This is a genomic window from Sphingomonas sp. (genome assembly GCF_004799495.1).
Taxonomy (GTDB): domain Bacteria; phylum Pseudomonadota; class Alphaproteobacteria; order Sphingomonadales; family Sphingomonadaceae; genus Sphingomonas.
On sequence record NZ_SSMY01000011.1, the window covers coordinates 127,624 to 142,101 of the forward strand.

Consider the following 14,478-nt stretch of genomic DNA (forward strand, 5'->3'; position numbering starts at 1 on the left):
TGTTCCCCAAAAAAAGTCAGAACCACTCAAAATCTCTACCCCAAGCGGCCCAAAACGGACCGCCCGCACCTTTGTTTCTTATGTGGGGATCAATTGTGCGAGGGCGAATGATAAGATTGAAGCGGCCGGACTTCAAGGGATCGCGTGGCGAGCGCGACGATCGCCCTGGCCGCCTCGACCGACGCCGACGCGGTGGTGAAGTGCGGGATCTTCTGCGCAACCGCGGATTGGCGGATCGGTTGCGAGTCCTTCAGGCTTTGCCAACCCTCGGTGGTGTTGAAGATCATGTCGATCCCGCCGTCCTTGATGCGATCGACGATGTGCGGGCGGCCCTGTGCGACCTTGTTGACGCGCTCGACCACAACGCCGTGCTCGGTCAGATAATCGGCGGTGCCGCCGGTCGCGACGATCGTGAAGCCGTAGTCGGCGAGTGCGCGGACGCCCGGCAGAATGACCGGTTTGTCGGTGTCCTTGACGCTGACGAACACCGTGCCGCCCTCGGGCAGCACCGTCCCCGCGCCGAGCTCGGCCTTGCCGAACGCCGCGGTGAAATCCTGATCGATTCCCATGACTTCGCCGGTCGACTTCATTTCGGGTGAGAGGACCGGATCGATCCCCTGGAAGCGGTTGAACGGGAAGACAGCTTCCTTGACCGCGAAATAGCCGATGTCGCGATCGATCCTGGGCAGGCTCGCCAGCTTCTCCCCCGCCATCACGCGGCTGGCGATCTTGGCGATGGGTGCGCCGATTGCCTTGGCGACGAACGGCACGGTGCGCGACGCGCGCGGGTTGACCTCGATCAGATAGACCTGGCCGTCCTTGACCGCGAACTGGATGTTCATGAGGCCCACGACGTTGAGCGCGCGGGCGAGCGCGTCGGCCTGGCGCTCGATTTTGGCGACGATGTCGTCGTCCAGCGAATAAGGCGGGATCGAGCAGGCGCTGTCGCCCGAATGGACGCCGGCTTCCTCGATATGCTGGAGCACGCCCGCGACCACAACGTCGGTCCCGTCGCAGATCGCGTCGACATCGACCTCGATCGCGTCGCGCAGATATTGGTCGATCAGGACGGGAGAGTCGCCCGACACTTGCACCGCCGTTTGGATATATTCTTCAAGCTGCGGGCGGCCGTCGACGATCTCCATCGCGCGGCCGCCGAGGACGTAGCTCGGCCGCATGAGCACCGGGTAGCCGATCCGCTCGGCCACCGCGACCGCCTCTTCCGCGCTACGCGCGATGCCGTTCGACGGCTGCAGCAAGCCGAGCTTGTTGACGAGCGCCGCGAACCGCTCGCGATCCTCCGCCAGGTCGATTGCGTCGGGGCTGGTGCCGAGGATCGGAATCCCCGCCTTCTCCAGCGCGCGCGCCAGGTTGAGCGGGGTCTGCCCGCCGAACTGAACGATCACGCCGACCAACTCGCCCTTCGACTTCTCGACTTCGAGGATTTCGAGCACGTCCTCGGCGGTCAGCGGCTCGAAATAGAGCCGGTCCGACGTGTCGTAATCGGTCGACACCGTCTCCGGATTGCAATTGACCATGATCGTCTCGAACCCGGCGTCGGCCAGCGCAAAACAGGCGTGGCAGCAGCAATAGTCGAACTCGATCCCCTGCCCGATCCGGTTCGGCCCGCCGCCCAGGATGACGATCTTGCGCCGCGTCGAGGGGGCGCTCTCGCACTCGGGCTCGCCGAAGCTCGGCGCCTCGTAGGTCGAGTACATGTACGGCGTCTTCGCATCGAATTCCGCGGCGCAGGTATCGATCCGCTTGAACACCGGCCGCACGCCGAGCCGGTGGCGCAGTTCGCGCACCTCGTCCTCGTTGACCCCGCCGGTCATCGCCTTGACCGCCTCGTGGATCAGCCCCGAGCGCGCCTGATAGCGGTCGCGCAACCCCGCCGAGGCCAGCGCGAGATAGCCGAGCCGCTTGTCGCTGAACCCCATTGCCTTGAGCCGCCGCAACCCAACCGCATCCTGCGGCAGGCCGTTTTCGAGCACTTCGTTCTCCGCCGCGACGATCTCGGCGATGCGTTCGAGGAACCACGGATCGTATTTGGCGATCGCATGCACTTCGGCGACGCTGAACCCCTCGCGCAATGCCTGCGCCGCGACCAGCAACCGGTCGGGCGTCGGCAGCGCCAGCGCTGCTTCGATCTCGTCCTTGGGCGCGCCGACCAGCCGGTCGACGATGTTGAACCCCGACAGCCCGGTCTCCAACCCGCGCAGCGCCTTCTGGAGGCTCTCGTGAATGTTGCGCCCGATCGCCATGACTTCGCCGACCGACTTCATCGCGGTGCCGAGCAACGGTTCGGCGCCCTTGAACTTCTCGAACGCGAAGCGCGGGATCTTCGTGACGATGTAATCGATCGTCGGCTCGAAGCTCGCCGGCGTCGCGCCCGTAATATCGTTCTCGATCTCGTCGAGCGTGTAGCCCACCGCTAGCTTCGCCGCGACCTTGGCGATCGGAAAGCCTGTCGCCTTCGACGCCAACGCGGAGGAGCGCGACACGCGCGGGTTCATCTCGATCACGATCAGGCGGCCATCCTTCGGATTGACCGCGAACTGGACGTTCGAACCCCCTGTCTCGACACCGATTTCGCGCAGGCACGCGATGCTCGCGTTGCGCATGATCTGATATTCCTTGTCGGTCAGCGTCAGCGCCGGCGCGACGGTGATCGAATCGCCCGTATGGACACCCATCGGGTCGACATTCTCGATCGAGCAGATGATGATGGCATTGTCCGCGCGGTCGCGGACCACCTCCATCTCATATTCCTTCCAGCCGAGCAGCGATTCCTCGATCAGCACCTCGGTGGTCGGCGAGGCGTCGAGTCCCTTGCGGACGATCTCGATGAACTCGTCGCGATTGTACGCGACCCCACCCCCGGTCCCGCCAAGCGTGAAGCTGGGCCGGATGATCGCCGGCAGCCCGACCTTCTCCAGCCCCGCGAGCGCCTCCGCCTCGCTATGCGCGATCGCCGAGCGCGCGCTTTCGAGGCCGATCTTGGTCATCGCGTCCTTGAACTTCAGCCGATCCTCGGCCTTGTCGATCGCCTCGGCATCGGCGCCGATCATCACGCAGCCGAACTTCGCCAGCGTCCCGTCCTGCGCGAGCGCCAGCGCGGTGTTGAGCGCGGTCTGCCCACCCATCGTCGGCAGCACCGCGTCGGGGCGCTCCTTCTCGATGATCTTGGCGACCACCGCGGGCGTGATCGGCTCGACATAGGTCGCGTCGGCCAGCTCGGGATCGGTCATGATCGTCGCCGGGTTCGAATTGACCAGGACGATGCGATAGCCCTCTTCCTTGAGAGCCTTGATCGCCTGCGTGCCCGAATAATCGAACTCGCACGCCTGGCCGATGACGATGGGCCCTGCGCCGATGACGAGGATCGAGGATATGTCGGTGCGTTTGGGCATTAGCGTAGGGGCCGCTTAAACAGGTATTGAACTTCGTTCGTTGTGCCGTTTTCGTTTAGCGACACAGCGCTAACCAGCTCCCATCCCTCACGTCCCACCGCATCGAGCGCTTCGTAAACAGCCATTTGCTTGAGCTGCGGCTCTTCCCAGTCCCAACGCCCGGCCAACAGATAGCGAGTGGCCGTGTTATACTCCCACTGACTAGCCATTGGTCTTCCCCAACACGCCAACAAACCGCTCGAACAGATAGAAGCTGTCCTGCGGCCCCGGGCTCGCTTCGGGGTGGTATTGGACGCTGAACGCGGGCTTGTCGGTCAACTCCAGCCCGGCGTTCGAGCCGTCGAACAGCGACACGTGCGTCTCGCGGGCGTTGGCGGGCAGGCTGTCGCGCTCGACCGCGAAGCCGTGGTTCATGCTGGTGATCTCGACCGCGCCGTCTGCCAGCCGCTTGACCGGATGGTTGGCGCCGCGATGGCCCTGGAACATCTTGGTCGTCCGCGCGCCGACCGCGAGCCCGAGCAATTGATGGCCGAGGCAGATGCCGAACAGCGGCTTGCCCGTGTCGAGCAGCTGGCGGATCACCGGCACGGCATACTCCCCGGTCGCGGCGGGATCGCCCGGGCCATTCGACAGGAAGATGCCGTCGGGCTGGAGCGCCATGACCTGATCGAAGCTGGCGGTGGCGGGCACGACGCTGACCCGCGCGCCGGCCTTCACCAAATTGCGGTAGATGTTGCGCTTGGCGCCGTAATCGATCGCGACGACGTGGGGGCGGTCGGCCTCCGCGCCCTTGCCGTGATAGCCGAACCCCAGCCGCCAGACCCCGCCTTCCCAGCCGTAATCGGCCTCGGCGGTCACCGCCTTCGCCAGGTCCATGCCCTCGAGCCCGGGCCACGCCCGCGCCATCTCCAGCAGCAGCGGCACGTCGAACTGGCCGTCCGCCGCGTGCGCGATCACCCCGTTGGGCGCACCGCCCGCCCTGATCCGCCGCGTCAGCGCGCGCGTGTCGATCCCCGCCAGCCCGATCCGCGCGTGGCGCTTCATCCACGCATCGAGCCGCTCGGCCGAGCGAAAGTTCGACGGCGCGGTCACGTCCTCGCGCACGATCATGCCGAGCGCGTGGGGCAAATCCGCCTCCACATCGTCGGCGTTCGCCCCGACATTGCCGATATGCGGAAAGGTGAAGGTGATGATCTGTCCCGCGAACGACGGGTCGGTCATGATCTCCTGGTAGCCGGTCATCGCGGTGTGGAAGCACACCTCGCCGACTGCCTGCCCCTCCGCCCCGAACCCGCGGCCCCACAGCACGTCGCCCGACGCCAGCACGAGGCATCCGGTGGCGCCGGCGGGCACGTCATAGGGTTTCGCGTCGGCCATCGCGGGCGGGCACTCCTCTGGGGTTTCGCAACGATGTCGCTAAGCGGCGGTCGCTAAAGCCCCTCCCCCCGCGCGTCAACCGGCGCTAGGGAGCAAACATGATCAGAGACGATATCAAAGCCGCCCAGATCGCCGCCATGAAGGCCGGCGACAAGGAATCCCGCAACGCGATCAGCCTGATCCAGTCGGCGATCAAGAACCGCGACATCGAAGAACGCACCAAGGCGCAGCCGACCGACGACGACACGCTGGTGGTCGAAGTGCTCCAGAAGATGGTCAAGCAGCGCCGCGAATCGATCGAGATGTTTCGTAAAGGGGGTCGCGAGGAACTGGCTAAGGCGGAAGAGGCCGAGGTTGGGGTGATCGAACGCTTCTTGCCGGCGCAGATGAGCGACGCAGAGACCGCCGCTGCGATCGAGGCGATCAAGGCTGAGCTGGGCGCGAGCGGCATGAAGGACATGGGCCGCGTGATGGCCGAACTGAAGGCGCGGCATGCGAGTAGCCTCGATATGTCGAAGGCGAGCGCGGCGGTGAAGGCGGCTTTGAGCTAGCCCATCTCGCCCATCCCTTTGAAATACAATAGCTTTACTTAGTCCTATCCGAATCGATAGCACTCCTGCTAAGGGTTCGGGTATGGCGCGCCCACTTGACTTTTCTGAAATGTACTCATGCTGCTGCGCGCGAACGCTTGGTCGTCTGGGGCGCAAGCGATGAGCCTCACGCCCGCTTTTCTCGATGAGTTGAGATCGCGGACGTTGCTTTCTGGACTGATCGGAAAATCGGTAAAACTCCAGAAAGCTGGCCGCGAGTTCAAAGGCTGCTGCCCATTTCACAATGAGAAGACGCCGAGCTTCTACGTCAACGACGACAAGGCGTTTTATCATTGCTTCGGCTGCTCGGCGCATGGCGATGCGATCCGCTGGATGACCGAGCAGCGCGGGCTGCCGTTCATCGATGCTGTCAAGGAACTCGCGCAGGCCGCCGGGATGGAGATGCCCGCGCCCGACCCGCGCGCCGCCGAAAAGGCCGAACGGGCCAAGGGGCATCACGAGGCGATGGCCGATGCCGCAGCGTTCTTCACCGATCAGTTGAGCGGCATCGCGGGGGCGGAGGCGCGCGCGGTGCTGGAGAAGCGCGGGGTCACCGCGAAGACCGCGCAGGCGTTCGGGCTGGGCTATGCGCCCGACACGCGCGGGCGGCTGCGGGAGGCGCTGAAAAGCTATGGCGACCCGCTGCTGATCGAGAGCGGCATGCTGATCAAGGTCGACGAGAAGGAGCCGTACGACCGGTTCCGCGGGCGGCTGATGATCCCGATCCGCGACCCGCGCGGACGCGTCATTGCCTTTGGGGGCCGAGTGATCGGCGACGGCGAGCCCAAATATCTCAACTCCCCCGACACCCCGCTCTTCGACAAAGGGCGTACGCTCTACAATCTCGACAAAGCCGCGCCCGCGAGCCGCAAGGCGGGCCGGGTGATCGTGGTCGAGGGGTATATGGATGTTATCGCGCTGGCGCAGGCCGGGTTCGGCGAGGCGGTCGCGCCGCTCGGCACCGCGTTGACCGAAGCGCAGCTGGAACGGCTGTGGCGGCTGGTCGATGTACCGGTGCTGTGTTTCGACGGCGACGCGGCGGGGCAGAAAGCGGCGATCCGCGCGGCGTTGCGTGCGCTCCCCAGCCTCGCACCCGGCCGCAGCCTGTCGTTCGTCACGCTGCCCGAGGGCCAGGACCCTGACGACCTCGTCCGCACGCGCGGGCCGGCGGCGTTCGAGGCGCTGCTGCAGAAACCCGAGCCCCTCGTCGATCGCCTATGGGCGCATGAATACGCCGCGGAGCTGCTCGACACGCCCGAACAGCGCGCGGGGCTCAAGCGCCGTCTCGCCGACCACGCCAACACGATCGCCGACGGGAACGTGCGGCAAGAATATCTCGCCGAATTCCGCCGCCGCGTGGACGATTTGTTCGCCACCCCGCGGCGCGAATATCAGCCGCGCGCGTTCCAGCCACGCAAGTCCGGCGGCAAATGGACACCCCCCATTCCGCCCGCGACCGCACAGGCCAAGGCCGTCCGCGCTGCCGGGATCGACCGCGTGCTCGCCAAGGCCGTCCTTGCGGGCCTCATCCGCCACCCCGCCGAAATCGCGCGGCATATGGAGGTGCTCGGTGGCCTCAAAATGGTCGACGGTGCGCTCGGGCGGTTGTTTGAGGCGGTCGTCGATCTCGCGCTGGAGGACCGGGCGCTTGATAGCGCGCGCCTCGTCACCATATTGGGCACTTCCGGACTTGGTCAGATCACCACCGACCTGCTTCGCGCCGACGCCATGCCGTACTCGTTCACGCAGGACGGGGCCGATCCGAAACGCGCCAGCGCCGATCTGGACGAAGCGATCGCGATCATGGTGGCGCGGCCCGAAGTCGATGCGGCGCTGGCGACCGCGACGGCCGAGCTGGAAGCAACGACGTCCGACGCGGCGTTCGAGCGGCAAATGGAACTGCTCAGGGAGCAACGCGCTTTGGAAGAGCGGCTTGCAAATCTGATCCAGGCTAATAACGACGCAGACGAATTCGAGATTGAGGGCAATTGATGGCGAAGAATAACGGCGGCGAAGGCGACGACACCATCGAGGTGAGCGATGCGCCGCTGATCGACCTGAACGATGCGACGATCAAGAAGCTCGTCGCTCGCGCCAAGAAGCGTGGCTACATCACGGTCGATCAACTCAACGAGATGCTGCCGCAGGACCAGATGTCGTCCGAGCAGATCGAGGACGTCATGTCGGCGCTGAACGACATGGGCGTCAACGTCGTCGAGAACGACGAAGCCGGCGAGGACGGCGACGAAGCGGCGAAGGAGGAAGAGGACGATATCGATCCGGTCGATTCGCCCGACGACAACGCCCCCGCGCTCGAGACGAAGAAGAAGGAAACGGTCGATCGCACCGACGATCCCGTTCGCATGTATTTGCGCGAAATGGGCGCGGTGGAATTACTCAGCCGCGAGGGTGAGATCGCGATCGCCAAGCGGATCGAGGCCGGCCGCGACACGATGATCCTGGGCCTGTGCGAATCGCCGATCACCTTCAACGCGATCATCGACTGGTCGACCGCGCTCAACGAAGGCACGATGCAGTTGCGCGAGATCCTCGACCTCGACGCGATGCTCTCCAAGGGTCCGTCGGCCGAGCAGGTCGAGAATGCCGAGGAAGACGATTCGGGGGAGATCACCGAGTCGACCGCCGGCGCGAGCTTCAAGGAAGAGGAAGACGTCAAGGAAGAGGCCCCGGCCGACGAGGACGAGGACGACATGACCGAGCGTCGTGCGCCGCGCATCTCGGACGACGAGGAGGAGGACAACACGCTCAGCCTCGCGCAGATGGAGGAGCAACTCAAGCCGATGGCGCTTGAGCGGTTCGCCAACATCACCTCGATCTACAAGAAATTCTCCAAGATGCAGGCCAACCGCCTGGATCAGATGAGCGCGGGCGGCGAGCTGTCGGCGGCGGACGAGCGCAAGTACCAGAAATTGCGCGAGGAACTCACCGCCGAGGTCGAGAGCGTCCAGTTCCACCAGGCGAAGATCGAATACCTCGTCGACCAGCTCTACAGCTTCAACCGCCGCCTGACCGCGCTCGGCGGCCAGATGCTGCGCCTCGCCGAGCGGCACAAGGTGAGCCGGACCGACTTCCTGGCGCGCTATGTCGGGCATGAGCTCGACGAAAGCTGGCTGTCGACGGTCGAGGGCGTCGACAAGAAATGGGCGGCGTTCGCGGGCAGCGAGGTCGCCGCGGTCGACCGCGTGCGCACCGAAATCGCCGAGATCAGCCAGCAGACCGGCATGGCGCTCGGCGAGTTCCGCCGCATCGTCAACATGGTGCAGAAGGGCGAGCGCGAGGCGCGGATCGCCAAGAAGGAGATGGTCGAAGCGAACCTGCGCCTCGTCATCTCGATCGCTAAGAAATACACCAACCGCGGGCTGCAATTCCTCGACCTGATTCAGGAGGGGAACATCGGTCTGATGAAGGCGGTCGACAAGTTCGAGTATCGCCGCGGCTACAAATTCTCGACCTACGCCACGTGGTGGATCCGCCAGGCGATCACGCGCTCGATCGCCGACCAGGCGCGCACGATCCGCATCCCAGTCCACATGATCGAGACGATCAACAAGCTGGTCCGGACCTCCCGCCAGTTCCTCCACGAGCAGGGCCGCGAGCCCACGCCCGAGGAAATGGCCGAGCGCCTGTCGATGCCGCTCGAGAAGGTCCGCAAGGTGATGAAGATCGCCAAGGAGCCGATCAGCCTCGAAACGCCGATCGGCGACGAGGAGGATTCGCACCTCGGCGACTTCATCGAGGACAAGAATGCGGTGATCCCGGTCGATGCCGCGATCCAGGCGAACCTCAAGGAAACCGTGACCCGCGTGCTCGCGTCGCTGACCCCGCGCGAGGAACGCGTGCTGCGCATGCGCTTCGGGATCGGCATGAACACCGATCACACGCTGGAGGAAGTCGGGCAGCAGTTTTCGGTCACGCGCGAACGCATCCGGCAGATCGAGGCGAAGGCGCTGAGGAAGCTCAAGCATCCGAGCCGCAGCCGCAAGATGCGGTCGTTCCTCGACCAGTAAGTTTCGACGACCGAATGAATGGGCCGCGCCGGGAAACCGGCGCGGCCTTTTCGATGGGATCAATGATCGCTGCTATACACCGCGACGCTCGGCGCGAGCGGGTCGAGCAGGACCCACAACGCGATGCCGACCGCGCAGGCGAGTAGCAGGGCACTCGCCATTGTCGCGCGGCGGCGCTCGACCGCAGGCATTAGCGGGAGCAGCAGGACCGTGCTGATCGCGAGCGGCACCGCGGCGATGATCGGCATGCCCGGCCCCACCGCCTGCAACAGGAAGAAACCGAAGCCGAGCATATAGCCGACCCCCAGGATCGCGGCGATCATCGTTGCGATCAGCCCGGCCCGGCGCCCCGCCACGCGATCGAGCGCGAGCGCCAGCCCGCCGAGCATCAGCGGCACCGCGAACGGATAGGCCGCGGTCGGCGCCGCCGCCTGCGCGAACGTTCCCAGCGCCAGGAGCGGCACCGCCGCTCCGGCAATCGTTCCGACGTTCGACGGCAACCAGCGGCGCAATGTGACAAGCACCGCGAGGCACACCAACAGCGCTTGCACCTGGAGCCGCGGGATCGCCGCGAGCCGGTCGTAGTAATTGGTGTGGCCTCCAGCCCCCGACACGAGGTTGACGAGATACAGCGCCAATCCCGACGCGACGATCAGACCGAGCAACACACCCGCGCCGTTGGCCACCTCACCGACCGTTCCACGCCGCCAAGCCGCGACCGCGTAGCCGCCCGCGCCGAGCAGCAGGATCAGCCAGCCCAACGCGGGCGCATAGCTCACGAAGAACAGCCCGAACGCGTCGAAGAACACACGGTCCGGCGCTTTCCCGGGTAAAGCAGGTGCCGCGAGCAGCCCGCGTGTCAGGTCGAGCACTTGCCGCCCCATGTCCTGCAACGCGCCCTGGTCGAGCCGGTCGGGCGTCGCGAGCGGTGAATGATAGAGTTCGGGTCGCCCGATGAACGCGAAGTTGAACCCCGGCACGCCGAGATTCTTGGCGATGGTGTAATCGGTCGAATTCGGCAGCTTCTTGTAGATGAACACGCTGAGCGAGGTGCCGACCGGGCGGCTGACGCTCCGTCCGAACAGGTCCATCATAGCGCCATTGTCGCTGCCCGTTTCGAACATCGACGCGCGACCGCCGCCGCCGCGCGTTTCGAGGTTGACGATCACGCCGACGTGGCCGCGCCGCGGATCGCCCGCGAAGAACGCCTTCGCGCCCTCCAGCCCCAATTCCTCGCCGTCGGTGAGCAGCACCATCAAATCTCGCTGCGGCTGCTGCCCACTCGCCTTGATCGCACGCACCGTCTCCAGGATCGACGCGACTCCCGCCCCGTCGTCGGCGGCGGCCGGCGAGCCCCATACGCTGTCGTGATGCGCCATCAGCAGCACCGCGGGCGCAGCGCGGTCGCGCCCCGGCAGCACCGCGACGATATTGGTCAGCGGCGGCGTCGCGTTTGATTTGCTCCAGTTTGCGAGCCGCTCGGCACCCGCCGCATCCATCGCGCCGGCCGCTGTCGCGACCTCCAGCCCCATGCCCTGCAGCCGCGTGACCAGATACGCGCGTAGCGCCGCGTCCTCTTGGCTCCCGGTCGGGTGCGGCGCGCGGCCGATCTCCCGGATGTCGGCCATCGCGCGCGTCGCGGAGAAAGCGGTCGCCGCCGCGCCGCTGCCCGCCGGTCCCGGCGGCGTGGTCGCGACGATCGCCAGCACGATGGCGCCGACCATCGCCACCAGCAAAGCCCACCAGTTCCGCATCGCACCCCTCCCCGAATTTTTTCCTACGCTAGGGGTTGCACCGGCGCGGAGCAACAAACGCCTCCGCTTCGGTCGCAAGGGCTTGCCCGATTCCCGTCCGCTGTCGAATAAGCGTGCATGGACATGCCCGCCATCCCGGCGTCGGAGTGCGACGACCCCGAGCGGCGCGACGTCGTCACCGCTTCCGCTCTGGTGCGCAATTTCGGCACGTGGCGCGAGCGAGCGCTACGCGCGCCGATCTATATCCTGCATCGCGGGCGACCGCGGCTGATTCTCGCGTCGGTCGAGCTGATGGACATGCTGTGCCGGCCACAGGACGACGGGCGGCGCCTCACCGCCTTGCTCGACGGATCGCCCGACATGATCGTGATCGTCGACCGCGCGCTCGATATCGTCGGCACCAGCCGATCGGTCCGCGCCCGCTTTGGCGGCGGCGATCTGCACGGCGCACCCGCAACCATGCTCGTCGCGCCCGACGGGGCCGCGGCGCTCACGGCAGCGATCCAGCGGGTGATAGATCTGGCCGTACCCGAAGCGATCGACCTGCCGTTGGCGGGCGAGCCTGGCGCCCGCCTATCGCTCGCGATCGAACCATATCCCGACGGCGCTGCACTGTTTGCACGCGAGACGGGCGGCGCGACCAACGACGACCGCGCCTCGCTCGACGAGACCTTCGCACTGTCGCGCGGCGCCGCCGTGGCGCGGATCGACCGCTACGGCTTTCTCGACGGCCCGCATACTGCGCTCGCCGCATTGACCGGGATCGGCGCCGCCATGCTGTCGAGCCTCCGTCTCGTATCGCTGTTCACCGTTGCGACGCGCGGCGCGATCGCCGACATGATCGCCGCGGTCGCCGCCGACGGCGAGCCGCGATCGGGTCCCGCCCTGCTGCTGATCGACAGCGCCAACCCGCGCCCCGTCACCGTCGCCCTCGCACCTCGCCGTCACAGAAATGGGATCGATGGTGTCGTCGCGCTGATTCTGGCGACCGACTGAATTTGCATCCCAACCCGTTGCGACATGCTTAAACGCGCATAAACCGCGTCTTTACGTGCTTCGGTATATCCCTTGGCTCCACAGCGTTCGAAATTACTGGGCCATTGGGGAAACATGTCAGTCGAATCCGTCCCGTTCGATCGCCAAAGCGGCAGCTGGAGCGTGCTTGCGGCGCTGGCCGAAGCCGATGGTAGTGCACACCACCCGTTCGTCCAGGCGATGAGTGCTCGTGGCGCGGCGACGCGCGACCTGGCCGATGCGATCCACCTGCTCTGCGCGCTTCACGGGCGCCAACCCGGCGTGATCGATCATGCGCTGGCGCACGGTCCCAACGCGATCGCCGAATCGTGGCTCGACGAGGCGGCGTATGCCTTTGCCGACGAACGCGCGCTGCTCGCCCGGCTGACCGCCGCCGCCGGCCCGATTCCCTCGACCCCCGGCCAGGCCGAATCCGAAGCCGCGGTCACCCACCAGCTCCACGCGCTCGACATGCTCGCCCAGTCCGACCGGACCGGCTGCGCGGTGGGCGCGGCGATCGCACTGGTGCTCGACTGGCGTGCGATCCGGCATGTGCTCGAGGCGGCCGCCGACCGCGCCGGATTCGCCCCGCTCCCCTCGACGCTGCCGATCGACGCCGACACCGCGACGCTCGCCGCGACGATCGCCGCCGACCCCGCGATCGAGCGCGCGATGAGCTTCGGCGCGCAGCAGCTGCTCGCGCAACACCGCGCGTTGTGGGATCTCGCCGACGCGCGCAAGTCGGCACGCGACCGGCACTAAGTTACGGCGACGAAAGTTGTCGCGGCACGCTCGCCTGACGCGTGCCGTGCGCGGCGGATGTAGAACTCGACGAACGCCAGGTTGGTGATCCAGCCGAGCCACGCGATGACGCGATACGCGGGGTAGAACGGATAGCCGAGCAGCGCCGAGGCCGGGAGCATCAGGCGCAACGTGATCGCCGTTGCGGTGATCGCATAAGACCGCAGCATCCATTCGCGATGATCGCCGAATCGCCGTTCGACGGCGGCTCGCCATCCGAGCCCGGTGAACACTGGCCAAAGCAGCGCCGGGATCGCGAATCCGACTACGGCTACCGGCCCCGCCGTGGTGCCCAGCGCCAGCATGAAGCCGGCAGGGGCGCCGATCGCGCAGGCGATCACGTAAAGGCGGCCGGTCACGCGATGGAACCCCGGCCAGCGGGTCCGCACGAACCGCACGAACTGGAGCGGCCCGAGCAGTAATGCGGTGACTCCGCCCACGACATGGAGGATGAGAAACGGGTGCGCGAAGGCGTTCTCGACGATCGGCGGCGGCGGCGGCATGTGCTCGGTGAGGTAGCGCAGCACCGAAACCGTCGCGATCTCAACGGTGAACAAGGCAATGAGGCTGCGCCAGGCTATGGCGTAGAATACGGCAAGTTTTTCGGTCATCCTCGGCTCCTGTTAGCAATGCGGGAGGGGTCTTCCCGGATGATCGGCCGTCGAAAAGGTGGTTTTGCGTGAACGGTGCGACTGGTTCGCGAGTGGTGCGGCCGCGGGCGTGGCGGCGGCTCGCGATCGATCTGCTGCTGCTCGTCGGCCTCGGCGCATTGATGGCGGTCCTCGGCCCCTATCGCACGCTCGACACCCCGGCACCGGTGCGGACGGTGTACTGGCTGATCGCGGTGATCGGCGCGGGGACTGTCGGCATTCTGATCGACGAGACGCTGGGCGCGCGGATCGCGCGCTTCTGGCCCCGGATCGTCGCGGTCTCATTGGCGATGACGATCCCGGTGACGCCGTTCATCTACACGCTCAACGCGGTGATGCTGGGGCTGCCGCGGCGGGCGTGGCTGATGCCGCAGCTCGGATGGCAGGTGTTCGTCGTTTCGCTGCTGGTGATGACGTTGCGGGCGCTAGCGTGGCGGCGCACAGTCGAAACGCGCACGATAATCGCGCCGCCGCTTCCGGAAGCCGAGCGAACCTTTCGTCTGCGCCTGTCGGCGCGGCGGCGCGGTGCCAGACTGGTCGCCGTCGAAGCGGAGGATCATTATGTCCGGGTCCATACCGACGCCGGCTCTGAACTGCTCGCGATGCGATTTTCAGAGGCGCTCGACGAACTGGCCGACGCCTATGGCTATCGGCTGCATCGATCGTGGTGGGCGGCTGCCGAAGCGATCGAGGCGGTCCGATGGAAACGCGGCAGCGGTGAAGCGCGGCTGGCCGGCGGGATCGTGGCGCCGGTGAGTCGCAGCTGTGCAGCGGACCTGCGGCGCGCCGGTTGGCGGTGACCGCGGCGGAGGACGGACTTGCGCGCGCTCGGCCTGCTGCCTAACCAAACC

At 66.3% G+C, this 14,478-nt stretch carries 10 protein-coding genes; 6 read left to right on the plus strand and 4 right to left on the minus strand.

Annotation, left to right across the window (positions count from 1 at the left end; translation table 11 throughout):
• Positions 1 to 89 precede the first annotated feature (89 nt).
• Positions 90 to 3,413 (minus strand): carbamoyl-phosphate synthase large subunit, encoded by a 3,324-nt coding sequence (carB, locus tag E7773_RS11965; protein WP_293991517.1) that lies wholly within the window; start codon positions 3,411 to 3,413, stop codon positions 90 to 92.
• Between the two features lie 201 nt (positions 3,414 to 3,614).
• Positions 3,615 to 4,790, minus strand: a complete 1,176-nt coding sequence (carA, locus tag E7773_RS11970) for a glutamine-hydrolyzing carbamoyl-phosphate synthase small subunit (protein ID WP_293991520.1) — start codon at positions 4,788 to 4,790, stop codon at positions 3,615 to 3,617.
• 98 nt (positions 4,791 to 4,888) lie between these two features.
• On the opposite strand from carA, the gene E7773_RS11975 reads away from it, so the two are divergent.
• From E7773_RS11975 to rpoD, 3 genes are all read left to right on the plus strand, one after another.
• The gene (locus E7773_RS11975; RefSeq protein ID WP_293991523.1) at positions 4,889 to 5,341 is read left to right on the plus strand and encodes a GatB/YqeY domain-containing protein; all 453 of its coding nucleotides are present in this window, start codon (positions 4,889 to 4,891) and stop codon (positions 5,339 to 5,341) included.
• Between the two features lie 159 nt (positions 5,342 to 5,500).
• Positions 5,501 to 7,372 carry a DNA primase gene (gene dnaG / locus E7773_RS11980; protein ID WP_293991525.1) on the plus strand — a complete coding sequence of 624 codons (1,872 nt, stop codon included), beginning with the start codon at positions 5,501 to 5,503 and terminating at the stop codon, positions 7,370 to 7,372.
• The gene (rpoD, locus tag E7773_RS11985; RefSeq protein ID WP_293991527.1) at positions 7,372 to 9,408 is read left to right on the plus strand and encodes an RNA polymerase sigma factor RpoD; all 2,037 of its coding nucleotides are present in this window, start codon (positions 7,372 to 7,374) and stop codon (positions 9,406 to 9,408) included. Before dnaG ends, rpoD begins: the two co-directional genes overlap by 1 nt.
• Positions 9,409 to 9,467: 59 nt before the next feature.
• Here rpoD and E7773_RS11990 read toward each other — a convergent pair whose 3' ends face one another.
• Positions 9,468 to 11,162 carry a M20/M25/M40 family metallo-hydrolase gene (locus tag E7773_RS11990; protein WP_293991530.1) on the minus strand — a complete coding sequence of 565 codons (1,695 nt, stop codon included), beginning with the start codon at positions 11,160 to 11,162 and terminating at the stop codon, positions 9,468 to 9,470.
• A 117-nt stretch (positions 11,163 to 11,279) separates the two neighbouring features.
• On the opposite strand from E7773_RS11990, the gene E7773_RS11995 reads away from it, so the two are divergent.
• Positions 11,280 to 12,158 carry a PAS domain-containing protein gene (locus E7773_RS11995; RefSeq protein ID WP_293991532.1) on the plus strand — a complete coding sequence of 293 codons (879 nt, stop codon included), beginning with the start codon at positions 11,280 to 11,282 and terminating at the stop codon, positions 12,156 to 12,158.
• A 114-nt stretch (positions 12,159 to 12,272) separates the two neighbouring features.
• Positions 12,273 to 12,938, plus strand: a complete 666-nt coding sequence (locus E7773_RS12000; protein WP_293991534.1) for a hypothetical protein — start codon at positions 12,273 to 12,275, stop codon at positions 12,936 to 12,938.
• Here E7773_RS12000 and E7773_RS12005 read toward each other — a convergent pair.
• A complete protein-coding gene (locus E7773_RS12005) occupies positions 12,935 to 13,588 on the minus strand; it encodes a DUF2306 domain-containing protein (RefSeq protein WP_293991536.1) in 654 nt (217 codons plus the stop codon). The two genes, E7773_RS12000 and E7773_RS12005, sit on opposite strands and share 4 nt — an antisense overlap.
• 68 nt (positions 13,589 to 13,656) lie before the next feature.
• On the opposite strand from E7773_RS12005, the gene E7773_RS12010 reads away from it, so the two are divergent.
• Positions 13,657 to 14,427 carry a LytTR family DNA-binding domain-containing protein gene (locus tag E7773_RS12010; protein WP_293991539.1) on the plus strand — a complete coding sequence of 257 codons (771 nt, stop codon included), beginning with the start codon at positions 13,657 to 13,659 and terminating at the stop codon, positions 14,425 to 14,427.
• The last annotated feature ends 51 nt before the right edge of the window (positions 14,428 to 14,478 follow it).

What these genes read in the sequence shown, in the direction of transcription:
- carB (WP_293991517.1), bottom strand. Translation starts at nt 3,413, where the DNA reads ATGCCCAAACGCACCGACATATCCTCGATCCTCGTCATCGGCGCAGGG.
- carA (WP_293991520.1), bottom strand. Translation starts at nt 4,790, where the DNA reads ATGGCCGACGCGAAACCCTATGACGTGCCCGCCGGCGCCACCGGATGC.
- E7773_RS11975 (WP_293991523.1), top strand. Translation starts at nt 4,889, where the DNA reads ATGATCAGAGACGATATCAAAGCCGCCCAGATCGCCGCCATGAAGGCC.
- dnaG (WP_293991525.1), top strand. Translation starts at nt 5,501, where the DNA reads ATGAGCCTCACGCCCGCTTTTCTCGATGAGTTGAGATCGCGGACGTTG.
- rpoD (WP_293991527.1), top strand. Translation starts at nt 7,372, where the DNA reads ATGGCGAAGAATAACGGCGGCGAAGGCGACGACACCATCGAGGTGAGC.
- E7773_RS11990 (WP_293991530.1), bottom strand. Translation starts at nt 11,162, where the DNA reads ATGCGGAACTGGTGGGCTTTGCTGGTGGCGATGGTCGGCGCCATCGTG.
- E7773_RS11995 (WP_293991532.1), top strand. Translation starts at nt 11,280, where the DNA reads ATGGACATGCCCGCCATCCCGGCGTCGGAGTGCGACGACCCCGAGCGG.
- E7773_RS12000 (WP_293991534.1), top strand. Translation starts at nt 12,273, where the DNA reads ATGTCAGTCGAATCCGTCCCGTTCGATCGCCAAAGCGGCAGCTGGAGC.
- E7773_RS12005 (WP_293991536.1), bottom strand. Translation starts at nt 13,588, where the DNA reads ATGACCGAAAAACTTGCCGTATTCTACGCCATAGCCTGGCGCAGCCTC.